The organism is Maribacter sp., from assembly GCF_039968975.1.
Classification (GTDB): Bacteria; Bacteroidota; Bacteroidia; order Flavobacteriales; family Flavobacteriaceae; genus Maribacter.
Genome location: NZ_JBDVOT010000263.1, coordinates 1 through 13,447, shown reverse-complemented (window position 1 = coordinate 13,447; position 13,447 = coordinate 1). Strand labels below are relative to the sequence as shown.

Sequence of the window (13,447 nt, the reverse complement as noted above, 5' to 3'; positions counted from 1 at the left end):
AATATAGTAATGAAGCATAAGTCACTTATTTACATTTTAATATTCTTTAGCTTCACGCTTGCAAGTGCGCAAGACAGTATTCTTTTCCCTAAGCCTCAAGTGGTGTTAAAGATTAAGCCATCAAAAACAGATAGTAGAATTAAAAATGCTGATACCCCACATTTTATAGCCTATAATCCATCTATAGAACAGGGTAAACTGTTGCTTTTTATCCCAGGAACAAATGGTATTGCATTGAAAGGTCCTAAGAATTTGTTTGCTACGGCTATTCAACAAGGGTATGCGGTAATTAATTTATCCTATATAAATACTCCTGCCATTGCACGAATTTGTAAGGGTGATAATCTAAAGGGGAATTCTAATTGTGCAGCTGATTTTAGAAATAGAAGGGTTTATGGAAATACCGAATTTTCTCTAATCACAGATGCTTCTTATGATGCAATTGTGAATAGATTGACTAAACTTTTAATGTATTTGTCTGAAAATGATAAACAAGGAAATTGGAGTCGTTTTTTAGAAGATGGAGCACCAAAATGGAGAGAAATTGCATTAGCAGGACAATCGCAAGGCGGTGGAATGTCAGCCTTTATTGCTAAAACACATGAAGTGGCAAGAGTTATAGATTTTTCAGGTGGATGGGATTATTCCGCTAAAGATAAAATAGCGAATTGGTATTACAATCCTAGTGCAACTCCGTTAGATCGTTGGTATGGTACTTATCATAAAAAAGAGCCTACAGCAGAAATAATTATTGAAACTTATAGAGCCATGAATATTCCAGAAGATCACATTTACGGTTTTAATTTAGAAGTTCCTGAAGGCAAACGAGCACACTCTAATGGTGTACGAAATTTAGGGTATACAGAACAGTGGTTAGATTTACTTGGAAAAGGTAATTAGTACTTTGTTTTTGAATTAATTATAAATATTTGGAATTCATTATTATGAGAATATATCGCTATTGTTTTTTGCTGTTGTTATTAGGGTCTTGTATACAATCTAAAAAAGAAAAAATAGACAAAATCGAAAACAAAGAAATAGTGAATGATAAAATGAATAGTTTGGGGTTAATAGGCGGTACGTCTTGGCATTCTACCATAGAGTATTACAGTGCAATAAATCAGTCTGTAAATGATCATTATGGCAACAATACCAATCCGCCTTTATTGGTATACACCCTCAATCAGGCAGAGGTACATCGATTTCAAATAGAAAATAAATGGGATTCTATTGCACATATGCTTGTGAATGCTGCTCATAGTCTTAATAGAGGTGGAGCAATGGCTGTACTTTTCTGTGCCAATACACCTCATAAAGTGTACGATTTGGTTCAAGAAAAATTAGATTTTCCTGTTATCCATATAGCAGATGCAACAGCTAAAGAAATTCATAAAAAAGGATTAAAAAAGGTATTGTTCTTGGGTACAAAATATAGTATGGAAGAAACTTTTATTACGAAAAGAATAGAAGATAATGATATAGAAGTACTAGTTCCCGAAGACCAAATGGTTATAGATGAATTGCATAGAATTATTATTGAAGAGCTCACTTATGGAAAGGTTATTCCATCTTCAAAAGATTACGTAATAAGCATCATAGAAAAAGCTAAGGAACAGGGTGCTGAAGGGGTAATTTTAGGATGCACGGAGTTTCCATTAATGATTTTTCCTGAAGACCTTGATATTGCGGTTTTTAATACTACAAAAATCCATTCAGATGCAGGAGTAAATTATATTTTAAATAAATAGTATGCAGTTTTCCAAACAGAATATAGGTCGCATTTTAGGACCCTTAGTTTTCTTTTATATTTTATTCTTTTTCCATCCAGAAGATTTATCCGATACGGCGAATGCTGTTTTAGCTTCGGTTGCTTGGGTCGCTATTTGGTGGATTACTGAGGCTATACCTATTTACGTAACGGCATTATTGCCTTTGATTCTTTTTCCCCTAACAGGAGGTTTAAGTTTAACGGAGACTGCCACTTCTTATGGGCATAAGTATATCTTCTTGTATATGGGTGGTTTTATACTTGCTATTGCTATTGAAAAATGGAATTTGCATAAGCGAATTGCTCTAACAATTATAAATTTAATCGGTACCAATGTTATAAACATCATACTTGGTTTTATGCTTGCAACAGCTTTTTTAAGCATGTGGATTTCTAATACTGCCGCTGCAGTTATTATTCTACCAATTGCAATGGCTATAGTGTATCAGTTAAACGATAACCCTGAAACAGAAGAGAACGAAAACAAGATTTTTGGTAAAGCTTTAATGCTCTCAATTGCTTACAGTGCATCAATTGGTGGTATAGCAACCTTAATAGGTACGCCTACTAATTTAGTTTTGGCGGGTGTGGTCCAAGCAACCTTTGGAAAAGAGATTACATTTTCTGAATGGTTTATTCTTGGTTTTCCTATTGCCATAATATTACTTTTTTTATGTTGGTATTACCTTACCCGTTTTGCATTTACTTTTAAGCAAAAGGAATTTCCGGGTGGGCGTAGTGAAATATCTTTAAGGCTTAAAGAACTTGGTAAACTTGGGTACGAAGAAAAATTGGTGCTGGTTGTTTTTGCATCAACTGCTTTTGCATGGATTGCAAGATCTTTTTTTATTCAGCGGTTTATTCCCAAAATGGATGATACTATTATTGCCATTTGTACGGTAGTGGTTCTTTTTTTGATACCAACTCGTGAGAAAGGCAAGAAATTGATGGAATGGGAAGATGCTGTCAAATTACCTTGGGGAATTTTACTGTTATTTGGAGGTGGCTTAACCTTAGCCTTGGGGTTTGATAGTAGTGGTTTGGCGCTGTGGATTGGTAATAAGTTATCTGCGCTACAAGTATTGCCCTTCTTTCTGTTATTATTGATACTAATTACAATAGTGAACTTTCTAACAGAGATAACCTCTAATATAGCTACTACTGCTATTTTGTTACCTGTATTAGTGTCTTTAGCACCAGTATTAGGTGTTCATCCATATTATTTAATGATAGCAGCAACTCTAGCAGCTTCCTGCGCATTTATGCTGCCAGTGGCTACACCACCAAATGCCGTAGTTTTTGGTTCTGGTTATTTAGAAATGCAGGACATGGTGAAAAAAGGATTTTGGTTAAATATTATATCGATATTAATTTTAACGGTAGTCGTCTATATCGTATTGCCTATGGTTTGGGATTTGACCGTAGTTGTCAATTAATGTCGTTTTAAAAAATCTCTTAAAAATCATTAAGAACTTTACTTGGAAAAATAGATTAGCATGATGAAGACAGCTATAATAGGTTATGGAAATATAGGTAAATACCTCGCGGAATGGATTAGCAGTAATTCTTTTTACGAATTAAGCTATATCGTAGCAAGAAAAGAAATTGAAGAAGAGAATAGTAGTTTTGTTACTTCATCTACTCAATTTAGAAAGGAGATTACTGCAGATTTAATTAATGATGTTGATATTATTATTGAATGCGCAAATAAAGATGTGGTAACCCAGTTATTGAAGTTTCCGGAAATAGACCGTGCAGGTTTAAAGTTAATAGCTATTAGTACAGCAGGTCTTTATGAGAATAAAATGTCCTTAAAAGACTTGCAAAAATGTGAGGTGATTTTACCGGTAGGTGCCATAGCTGGACTCGATGCTATTAAAGCAGTGAACGATGAAATTACCTCAATACAATTAAAGACTACAAAACACCCTAGAAGTTTAGAGGGCGCTCCTTTTTTCAAGAATACGAAGATTGATTTATCATTGATAAAAACTAGTCAAACTATTTGGGAAGGGAAAGTTAGCGAGGCAGTAAAGCAATTTCCTAAAAACATAAATGTTGCCGCAAGTATTTATTTTGCATCAAAATTTGAAGATTTAATTATTAAAATAGTTGCCGATCCTAATGCTACGAGCAATATGCATGAAATTACTTGCGAAGGTGGTTTTGGTAAAATTTTTACACGTACCGAGAATAAGCCTAGTCCTAGTAATCCAAAAACTAGCTTTTTAGCTGTTAAAAGTGTAGTTAGTGTACTTAGAAATTTGAATTCTAATATTAAAATTAATTAAGACTGCACTAATGGTATTTAGTAAAGAGGGTAATCAATAATAAGCTATTAAAGAAAATTTTAAAATTCTTATCATATCTAAATTTTCGTTTTTATTTTGATGTTTTCTAAAAGCTTACATTATAAAATAGGAAAGTATTTATGTTTAAATTAATATTTTAACCATGTTTTTATAAGTAGATAATAGATTGATTAAAAATGCTCAGAGAATCTGTTTATCATCTCTGAGCATTAATAGTATTTATCATAGAATAATTATTGAAATGCAGGTTCACCTCTCAATCTTTTAAATTGCTTGTATGCTTTGTCAACTTTCTCTTTTGGTGCTTTTTTGAATTCTGCCTCGGTTATTCTATAAACCGTTTGAACACTGTCTAGCTTATTATGCATCATTTTTAAAGTTGCTGCATATTCAATATTCATTATTTGATTCTCTTTTTCATTGGGATCTTTTTCCAAATCATAGAGTTCCCATGCATCTATATCATCATAAAAGTGAATGAGTTTATAGCGTTTTGTTCTGATTCCGTAATGTTTTTTAACCATATGAAAAGCGGGGTAGTCGTAATAATGATAATACACCACATCTCTAAAATCATCTTCGTTCAAAGTACCGCTCAATAATCCTAAAAAAGATTCTCCTTGCATATCTTTGTTTAATGCTGATAAACCGGTCAGGTCTAAGAACGTTGGAGCAAAATCTAGGTTTTGAACCATAGCGTCAATTTTAGTTCCTGATTTTATGGTACCCGGTAATTGCATCAATAGAGGAGTTTTAAAAGACTCTTCGTACATAAATCGCTTATCAAACCATCCATTTTCTCCCATCCAAAACCCTTGGTCAGAAGTATATACAACTAATGTATTTCTATCAAGTCCGCTCTCTTCCAAATAATCCAGAATTTTGCCTACTCCTTCATCTACTGCGGCAATGGTTGCCATATAATCTTGAATGTAGCGTTGTCCTTTCCAAATAGCTAATTCCTTTCCAGTTAAATTGGCTTTATGAAAAGCATTGTTTTTCGCTAAATATGCGGTGTCCCATGCATTGCGTTGGCTTGGGGTCATTCTATCAAAATCGGTTGTCCAAGGGTTATTTGAAAGTTGGGTGCTCCCAAATTTGGTTGTCATTTTAAGATCATGGCCTTCGTACATGTCTTTATAGATGGTCTGTAGCTGTTCTTTGTTAGCCCATTGTTTATTGAATTCTGGAAAATAACTATCCGGTAGCGGAAATTGTACAGAATCATACAAATTTGCATGGCGTAAGGCTGGCATCCAATTTCTATGTGGTGCTTTGTGTTGCACCATTAAAAAAAATGGTAGAGAATCTGTTCTGTCTTGCTGTAACCATTGTAGTGCATCTTCTGTAATAATGTCGGTGGCATAACCTTCAATTTGGGTAGTGTCACCATTTTCAATAAAATCTGGGTTATAGTAGTTTCCTTGGTCAACGATGATTTTCCATTGGTCAAAACCTTGAGGGTAGTCGTGTAAATGCCATTTACCAAATACTGCGGTTTGATATCCTGATTGTTGAAACATTTTAGGTAATGTGGGCTGACTGCCGTCAAAATGGTCCCCGTTCTGTCTAAATCCGTTAATATGACTATGTTTTCCTGTTAGAATAACAGCTCTACTGGGTCCACAGATTGAATTAGTTACGAAACTATTGTTGAAGAGCACACCATTTTTAGCTAGTCTATCAATATTAGGGGTACTCGCTAATTTACTAATTGGGTGACCATAGGCACTAATGGCTTGTATGGCATGATCATCGGCCATTATGAAAACAATATTTGGTTTCTGATCAGTTTTTTCTGCAGTTTTTGCTTTGGTATTACAGCTGATTTGTAGCAGCCCAATAACCAGCATGAGTAGAACTATGCGCATAGTCAATTTAATTTCTAATTTTAAATAATGGTTGGTTAAGGGATTATTTCAATTCAAATTCGGCAGACATTTCGGCATTTGAATTGCCACCAACGAACACCTTAAATTTTCCTGGCTCCGCTACAAATTTTAATTCGCTGTTGTAGAATTTTAAATCATCTGCAGATAGAGTAATGGTCACGGTTTTTGATAATCCTTTTTTTAGAAATATTTTTTGAAATCCCTTTAGTTGTCTTACGGGTGGGGTAATACTACGAATCTCATCTCTTAGGTATAGTTGTACCACTTCTTCTCCATCATAGTCTCCCGTATTTTTTACGGTTACGGAGACTTTTATTGATTCTCCTTGTTTTAGACTGTTCTTATCTACAGCAATTTCACTGTATTCAAAAGAGGTATAGCTTAAACCATAACCAAACGGAAATAATGGCGAAATTTCACTATCGAGATAATTAGATTTAAATTTTTCAAATTGATGTGTGGGTGCGGGTCTACCAGTATTTTTCATGCTATGGTAAATGGGGATTTGACCAACACTTCTAGGCCAACTTGCTGTAAGTTTCCCTGACGGATTGTAATCTCCAAAAAGCACATCGGCAATGGCGTTACCAGCTTCAACACCTGGATTCCATACTTGTAGAATACTAACTGGCAAATTAAACTCATTGGAAATGGTCAATGGTCTACCGCTAAATAAAACCAATATTACCGGTTTACCGGTGTCCACTAGAGCATTAATTAATTTCTTCTGACTTTGTGGTATTGATATATCTGTTCTACTTGCAGCTTCACCGGCAAATTCCGAAGCTTCCCCTACAACAGCAACGATTACATCTGCGTCTTTACTAATTTTCAGAGCTTCTGATAACATAGCTTCAGGTGTTCTTGTATCAATTTCTACACGTAATCCAAATACATTTGCGCGCTTGGCAAGCTCGGTGTCATTGGTGATATTTGCGCCTTTTGCATAACTTATTTTAGCTTTTGGGGCTATATTTTTTAATCCTTCCAATACCGGAATTGATAATTGAGGGTCACCTGTAGGAGCCCATGTACCCAACATATTATTTTTGTCATTCGCCAATGGACCTACCAATGCAATTTTAGCATCCTTTTGTAACGGTAGTACATTGTTTTCGTTCTTCAACAACACAAAAGATTGTGTTGCAATTTTTCTTGATGCTAATCTATTTTCGGCAGTAAGTATGTCTTTTTCTGGTCTAGAAGTATCCGAATATTTATAAGGGTCATCAAATAGTCCTAATTGATGTTTAGCTGTTAATATCCTTCTACAAGCAATAGTGATAGCTTCTTCGGTTACTTTTCCTTCTTGTACAGATTTTTTCAGTGTGGTCAAAAAGCCTTCACCTACCATATCCATATCTAGTCCCGCATTCAGCGATTGAGCGGAAACGGCTTGTAAATCTCCTAATCCGTGAGCCATCATTTCATTTACAGATGTGTAATCTGAAACTACAAACCCTTTAAAACCCCATTTTTTTCTCAGTAAATCCGTAATCAACCATTTGTTTCCTGTGGCAGGTATACCATCAATATCATTGAACGATGTCATGACACTACCAACACCTGCATCTACTGCGGCTTGGTAGGGTGGTAGGTACTGATTGTACATTTTCACCTTGCTCATATCAACAGAATTATAATCGCGACCAGCTTCTACGGCACCGTAGAGTGCCAAGTGTTTTACTGTCGCCATCATGGTATGCGAAATACTTAGGTCATCGCCTTGGTACCCTTTTACCATTGCGGTTGCAATAGCGGATCCTAAATAAGGATCTTCGCCCGAACCTTCGGAGATTCTTCCCCATCTGGCATCGCGAGAAATATCTACCATAGGTGAGAAGTTCCAGTTGATACCATCTGCGGTAGCTTCTTTTGCAGCCATTTTTGCAGCGCTTTCAATCAATTCCATATTCCAACTAGAAGCTAGACCCAATGGAATAGGGTAGGTGGTCTTATACCCGTGAATAATGTCGGAACCTATTAATAACGGAATTTTTAACCTAGAATTCTTAATGGCAATTTCTTGTGCCTGCCTAACTTTTTCAGGTCCGGAAACTCCAAATAAGCCACCAACTTGACCCGCTTTAATTTTTGCCTCTACATTTTCGCTAACAACAGATCCTGTAGCAATACCACCACCGGGAGTCAATAAGTTCAACTGTCCTATTTTCTCATCTAAGGTCATTTTACTCAATAGAGCTTCAACCTCAGGAATTTTTTCTTGTGCAGCACAAGAAAAGCTAATAAAGGTCAATAAAAGTAGGGGGAGTATTTTATTTAATTTGATCATAGATGTCGGTTTAAGTTGCTTTTACTCTGTACTTAAGGTATTCGAAAATAACCATGATAATAATCCTGGTTCTGCAAAGGCAGGATCCCAACTATTATGATTAGCAAAATCATATAGGGTAAGCCGGGGGAAAGCTCCTTCATTCAGTAGAGCTGTAATCATTTCCATAGAACTTGATGGGTCTATAACATTATCTTTTGCACCGTGAAATGCCCAAACAGGTATTTTTTTCGCGTAGTTAGATGCGTATTTAGCATCACCTGCACCACAAATTGCAATCGCAGCGGCAAAACGGTCTGGGTTTCTTGCTAATAATTCATAGGTACCCATGCCGCCCATTGAGAGCCCCATAGCATAGATTTGATTTTTATTGACGAAACTTTCTTTTTGAAAACCATCCAATAGACGTATCACTAAGCCCATTGCTTTGGTAGGGCCTTTTTCAAATTTAAAATCTAACTGTACTGGGTAATTACTACGATCAACTTCTACCTGTGCCCAATAATCATCTGTAGTACATTGTGGCATAATTACGATTGCAGGATATTTTGTTCTGTTATTCTGATCTAGAAAAAGAGCGCTGCCGTGTATTAGTTGCTTTTCGTTATCATTACCTCGTTCACCTGCACCGTGTAAGAACAATACTAACGGATATGTTTTTTCGGCATCAAAGTTTTCTGGATATAGAATTCTGTATCGCAATGTATCTTCTGCAACTATCAATTCTTTCTTTTCGAATAAATTGACATCTTGCGCAGAAGTTATAAAGTTGCAAATGACCAGTAAAGCGAGAAAAAGAAAGTGTTTATTTTTCATAAGTAAAACCGAGTTTATCAAGACCATTTTGTACGTCTTCGTTTTGCATAAAAAGATTCCAAAGTAGACCACTTCTATAATTTTCTATCATTACAATTTCAGGACCTTGGTCAATAGCCAAATACGCTTCTGCCACCCAAAAATTGTTTTGCGGACTAAACGCATCATAAAACCCTGCAGGACCTAACAAATCATCTTTATATTGATAAAAATAGCGTAATGCTTTTAGTGATTCTTCAGGTGTGTAGGGTATTGAACTTATCGCTGCAGTTGGTGAAATAATACCCGTGTCATTGCTTGGACTATGGGCATTGTAGCCTAATGTACCATCACTATTTCGAGAATAACTTGCCGTTAACCCCCAACAGCCTTCGCCGTAATCGATATAGTTTTTGGGGTTATCAATACAATACAGATTATTGATTTTTGCATGGTTCAAGGCAGCATCCCAATAATTGACGAATCCGTCATTTAAGTTGTTCGGATTAAGACCTAAAAAAGAATAGTGTGAGAAAAATAATGGTCCGCCCTTTGGGGAGTTTCCTGCGTGATTTACAATCAATGGAATGTTGTATGCACTGTTAGCATCTTTTATAGATTCGTTTGATGCCCAACCATTGGTGTAAACCTCTTTCTCAATAGGGAAATCTGGTGAAGCGGCAGCCATTACGTATGTAATCATCACTTCATTATAGCCTTTTAATTCTAGGTTGATGTCGAAACTATAGTTCGGGCTCCAATGCCAGTACAGGCTATTTTGGTTTTGCGTATACCAGTTCCATTCAACACCTTTCCATAATGCATCTGCCTTATCGGCTAAAGATTTTTCTGTGTCGTCACCATTCTTAAAATATTCTTTGATGCAGATCAAGCCTTGTGCCAAAAAAGCGGTTTCTACCAAGTCGCCACCATTGTCTTTTTCGCTAAATGGCCTAACGTTACCGTTAGTGCCATCTAACCAATGAGGCCACGCACCATGAAATCGATCGGCAGATTCCAAAAAACCTAAAATTTGATCAATACGTTCTACGGATTCTGTACGGCTAATAAAACCTCTTTCAACGCCCACTAGTAATGCCATTAAACCAAAACCGGTGCCGCCAATACTTACGGTATTAGGGTCGTTTGATGGTTCGTTAGGATGAAAACGTTCACGAGCTGCACCCGAATTAGCTTCTGAATAATCCCAAAAGTATTTAAAGGTTTCTTGTTGGGTAAGGTCTAAAAGTTCTTCATCAGATATTTCTGGTACTTCAGGTTCCGTTTTTGGTTCAGTCGGAGTTTCCGGAAGTTCAGATTCGCCTGTTGGTGCATCTGGTTCAGATGATGAACATGACATTAGGGATACCGTTAAGATTCCCAAGAAAACAAGGAGCGTCTTTTGGAGTATTTGCTTTTTGTGCTTATATCGGTTTTTGCCCTTCATTTTGGTGATGCTACGGTAAACCCTAATTTATCCAATCCTTTAACTACATCTTTATTGGTCATAAAAAGCATCCAGAATAGTCCGCTTCTATGGTTTTCAATCATTACCGGTATTGGACCTTGGTCAATAGCTAAATATCTTGGTAACACCCAATTTTCTTCTAAGCTGAAAGCATCATATGGACCATATTTACCAACAAGTGTATCGTGATTTGTATACAGATTTCTCAAAAATGCCATACTCTCTTTAGGTGCATATGGCATAGAGGAAAGTGCTGCCGTAGGCGAAATAACGCTAATGTCCCTATCTGGTCGGTGTCCATCATATCCTTTAATGGAATAACTGGATGTAAGCCCCCAAAGGTCTTCACCATATCCTTTGAAATTTTTAGGATTGTCAACAGCATACTTGTATTGAATCATAGTATGGTTTTGGTTCAGCTCCCAATAGTCTGCATATTGGTCTTTTAATCCTTTAGGATTTAATCCGGTAAATGAGTAGTGTGCCCAAAACATAGGACCAACAGGTGATGCATCACTTTCATAATGATCTAAAACAGTTGGTAGCCCATAAAAAGTAGTGTCTTTTGTAATTGCTCCATCTCTGGCCCAACCTTGATCATAAACCTCTTTGGAAATAGGATGCGTTGGAGAAGCCGCTGCCAGAATATACATAATCAATGCTTCGTTGTAACCACCAACTGGGAAGTTCATATCCCACTCATATTCTGGAGACCAGTGCCAATACAGTACATTTTCGCCCTTGGTGTACCAATCCCATTCTACTTCTTCCCATAATTTTTGTATTTGTTGCGCTAGGGCTTGCTCTCGGTCATTTCCGCCCTTGAAATATTCTTTGACGGTCAATAATCCTTCAATAAGAAATGCGGTCTCGACTAGATCACCACCATTATCTTTTTTGCTGAATGGCGTCATTTTACCATCAGGCGTTAGCCAATGTGGCCAAGCCCCATGAAAACGATCGGCTTTGTCAAGAAAATCTACTGCTTTTTCAAGTCGTTCAAGCCCCGCTTCACGTGTTATGAATTCTCTTTCAATACCTACTAAAATTGCCATAACACCAAAACCTGATCCGCCAATGGTAATAATATTCTTGTGGTGCGTTGGGTAAATATCATCTAAATGAATTCTTTCACGTGCCAATCCTGAAGTAGGTTCTGCACCTTCCCAGAAATAATTGAACGTCTGTTTTTGAACGGAATCCAATAATTGTTCATCCGTAATTTTAATTCTTTCTACACTCTCGCTTTGGTCTCTAAGTTTGGACTTAGAGGATTGACCATTACAACCAACTAACAAAGTTGCAATGGTCATTGAAATTAAAAATAACCTCATAAAAATCTACTACATTAACTGAATTAAACTAAACTATTATCTTGCTTAAAGACCTGCTTGTCTTATATCTTGAATTTCTTGTTGGCTCAACGCTTTGTTGTATAATCTAAGCTCATCTATAAAGCTTAGGTCAAAGCCGTGGCCCCACTCTGTAAATCTTGGTGCACCTGAACCAATGGATAAAATATCGCACCCTGTCCAATCTACTCCTGTGAAATCACCTTGAGATACAACTTCACCATCAAAATAAACTACACATTCGGTTCCAGAGATTGTAAATGCAAGGTGTACCCATTCTGTAGCGGTGGTATCTAACGCAGCTGCATCGCCACCGTCAAACCAATATTCACCTTCACCATTACCCACATTCAATTTGAATACTTGTCTGGTAGCATCACCTTCTCTAAAAAACCTGAATCCGTTGGTACGTTTGTTCTGCACATCAGGATATCCTGCATTATCAACATCCTCAGGTCCCATAACTAAAATGGAGCCTCTTGTAGGATCTGCATTTAATTTATACCATAAAGTGGCACTAAATTCCTCTGTAGTAAGTGCTCCTGATTCATTCGTTGGAAATGTGATATATGAATCTGTAGCACCGGCATAGGCATTATCACCTTCTACACTTTCACCGGCATAACCTGGTGTACCTACTGCGGTAGCGTCAATGTTTCTAAAACGTTCGTTGTAACTACCATCAAAAGGCATATAGAACATTTCACCATCAAAAGTAGGAGGGTAGGAAGAAACGAATTCACCAGAATCGTCTGCCATTATCTGTTGAACTTCTTCTTGTGAAATTGCTCTGTTGAAAATACGAAGTTCGTCCATTAAACTTTCATCTGATAAGTGATCCCACGCCGTAAAGTTAGGTGCTCCCGACATGATGGAAAGTACATTAACATCTGTCCAATCAATACCTGCGAAAGCGCCTTCATTTGCAATTTGGCCGTCTATATAAACTACAGCTTCAGAACCTGAAATAGTAAATGCTAAGTTTACCCATTCGTCAGTAGTTGGATCTACATCTGCAGCCTCGCCACCATCAAACCAAGTGCCATCAGCACCAGTACCCGCATTCAACTTAAAACGCTGCATACCATTGGCATTTTCGCGAAAAAATCTAAATCCTTTAGAAAGATCATTGTCTATCCCGTCAATTAATGGCGGACTCAAAGTCAATACACCGGCACGATCGGGGGTCTTGTTTATTTTCAGCCAGAAAATAGCACTGAATTCGGCATTTTTAAAACGCTCAGAGTCTAATGTCAAATACGTATCGGTAGCACCTTGGTAAGAACCATCGCCTGCAATATTATCTTCACTTATAGATGGACTTCCAAATTCTTGCGCCTCTTCAAAACTGATCAAATCAATATATGCACCATCAAAAGGCATGTATAAAATTTCACCAGGATATTTAGAAACATAGGCAGGTTCTTTTGTGAAGTTGACCATACCGTTCGTTGTTTTACCATCTAGATCAGTTGCGGTAATGGTAAGTACATGCTCACCATCTGCAAGTTGGTCGTAAACCAAATCATCAACAACCAATCTTCTGTAATCTAAAAAATCAGAATAG

General features: G+C 36.9%; 10 protein-coding genes. 4 read left to right on the top strand and 6 right to left on the bottom strand.

The window, feature by feature from the left end; all coding sequences use genetic code 11:
• Positions 1–9: 9 nt before the first annotated feature.
• The 4 genes from ABJI11_RS17965 (at position 10) to ABJI11_RS17950 (ending at position 4,059) form a co-directional block, all read left to right on the top strand.
• Entirely contained in the window at positions 10–900 is an 891-nt protein-coding gene (locus ABJI11_RS17965) for a hypothetical protein (RefSeq protein WP_348355457.1), read from the top strand.
• A gap of 140 nt (positions 901–1,040) precedes the next feature.
• On the top strand, positions 1,041–1,748 hold the full coding sequence (locus tag ABJI11_RS17960) for an amino acid racemase (protein ID WP_348355454.1): 708 nt from the start codon (positions 1,041–1,043) through the stop codon (positions 1,746–1,748).
• A gap of 1 nt (position 1,749) precedes the next feature.
• Positions 1,750–3,204, top strand: coding sequence for an SLC13 family permease (locus tag ABJI11_RS17955; protein ID WP_348355452.1), 1,455 nt, complete (start codon positions 1,750–1,752; stop codon positions 3,202–3,204).
• 60 nt (positions 3,205–3,264) lie between these two features.
• Positions 3,265–4,059 carry an aspartate dehydrogenase domain-containing protein gene (locus ABJI11_RS17950; protein ID WP_348355449.1) on the top strand — a complete coding sequence of 265 codons (795 nt, stop codon included), beginning with the start codon at positions 3,265–3,267 and terminating at the stop codon, positions 4,057–4,059.
• Between the two features lie 254 nt (positions 4,060–4,313).
• Here ABJI11_RS17950 and ABJI11_RS17945 read toward each other — a convergent pair whose 3' ends face one another.
• The 6 genes from ABJI11_RS17945 to ABJI11_RS17920 form a co-directional block, all read right to left on the bottom strand.
• Complete coding sequence (locus tag ABJI11_RS17945) at positions 4,314–5,951, bottom strand: sulfatase (protein WP_348355446.1); 1,638 nt, start codon at positions 5,949–5,951, stop codon at positions 4,314–4,316.
• A gap of 43 nt (positions 5,952–5,994) precedes the next feature.
• A complete protein-coding gene (gene bglX, locus ABJI11_RS17940; protein WP_348355443.1) occupies positions 5,995–8,265 on the bottom strand; it encodes a beta-glucosidase BglX in 2,271 nt (756 codons plus the stop codon).
• Between the two features lie 21 nt (positions 8,266–8,286).
• On the bottom strand, positions 8,287–9,081 hold the full coding sequence (locus ABJI11_RS17935) for a prolyl oligopeptidase family serine peptidase (RefSeq protein ID WP_348355440.1): 795 nt from the start codon (positions 9,079–9,081) through the stop codon (positions 8,287–8,289).
• A complete protein-coding gene (locus ABJI11_RS17930) occupies positions 9,071–10,420 on the bottom strand; it encodes a glucoamylase family protein (RefSeq protein ID WP_348355437.1) in 1,350 nt (449 codons plus the stop codon). The genes ABJI11_RS17935 and ABJI11_RS17930 overlap by 11 nt, the downstream gene beginning before the upstream one ends.
• A gap of 83 nt (positions 10,421–10,503) precedes the next feature.
• Positions 10,504–11,862 carry a glucoamylase family protein gene (locus tag ABJI11_RS17925; RefSeq protein WP_348355434.1) on the bottom strand — a complete coding sequence of 453 codons (1,359 nt, stop codon included), beginning with the start codon at positions 11,860–11,862 and terminating at the stop codon, positions 10,504–10,506.
• Positions 11,863–11,907: 45 nt separating this feature from the next.
• The coding region (locus tag ABJI11_RS17920) for a LamG domain-containing protein (protein WP_348355431.1) at positions 11,908–13,447 on the bottom strand (1,540 nt) is incomplete at its 5' end.